General features: G+C 61.6%; 1 protein-coding gene. It reads right to left on the bottom strand.

The window, feature by feature from the left end; all coding sequences use genetic code 11:
• Nucleotides 1-3: 3 nt before the first annotated feature.
• The coding region (locus ACEU5R_RS31915; RefSeq protein ID WP_392413915.1) for an ISL3 family transposase at nt 4-1189 on the bottom strand (1186 nt) is incomplete at its 5' end.

The following is a 1189-nucleotide window of genomic DNA, read 5'->3' on the forward strand; positions in this document are numbered from 1 at the left end:
GGTTCATCGCGGATTACCGGGGAACGCGGCGCGGATTTTGAGGAAGAAGTACTCCTCGTCGCGGTACCCGTAAGCCCGACGCTTGATGACCTTGATGGTGTTGTTGATCCCTTCGACGACGCTGGTGTTCAGAGGATGGCGGCAGCGAGTCACGATGCCGTGCCAGTAACCCTGTAAGCGCTCGGCGAACTTTTGCAGGGCGGCGATCCCGCTTTGTCGAGCCTGTTCGAACCATTGCCCCCAAGCCTTTTGCGCCCAGGCTGGCTTTCGGTAGAACCAGAGCCGTTTGAGTTCGTCGCGCAGCACGTAGACGCATAACAGCGATTGATTGGCGGCCAGCAGCTCCTTCAGGTGCACGGCCTGTTCTGGTTTCAGGTTTTGGCGGTTGCGCAGCAACAGCCAGCGGCTGGATTTCAGGACCTTGCGAGCCGGCTTGTCATGTCGGAGTTGATTGGCCTGATCTACCCGCACCCTGTCGATCACTTCGCGGCCATACTTGGCCACGACGTGGTACAGATCAAAGACGATTTCCGCTTGCGGACACTGCTCCTTGATCTCCAGCTCATAGGCCGTGGTCATGTCGATCGCGACCGCCTCAATGCGCTCGGCAACGCCTTCGGGCAGTTGTTCGAAGAAGGCTCGAGCCGTTTCGCGTGAGCGTCCGGGGCCGACCCAGAGTACCTGCCGCCCAATCGGATCGACGACCACCGTGGCGTAGCGATGGCCTTTGTGCAGCGCGAATTCGTCCATTGCCAGATACCGGATCGTCGACCAGTCCGGCTCGGCCACCCGTGCTCGCAAGCGCATCTTGTCGATCGATTTGACCGTATGCCAGCCCAGGTCGTAGAAGGCCGCTACCGCCTGGACACTGGCGGCCTGCAGCAGTTTCTCGCACGCCTTGGCGAACCGCTCCGTCACTCGCTGGTAGCGGCCCAGCCAGTCCAGCTTCTCCAGCCGCGGGCCGCCGCAGTGTTCGCACCAAACCCGGCGACGAGGAACGTGCAGCACCACCCGGTACTCGAACAGCGGCAGATCGCGCACCCGGCGAACCGTCGTCTCATGGATTTGCTGGCAGCGTGCACCGCATTGCGCGCAGTTCATGACCTTGCTGACCGGCTTCAGATACAACGACAGTGTCTGGCCATCTCCTTGCGGCCATTCCACCCGCTCCAACCGATAGCCGGTCCAG

Source organism: Achromobacter sp. 413638, from assembly GCF_043119405.1.
In the GTDB taxonomy this organism is placed as follows: Bacteria; Pseudomonadota; Gammaproteobacteria; order Burkholderiales; family Burkholderiaceae_B; genus Achromobacter.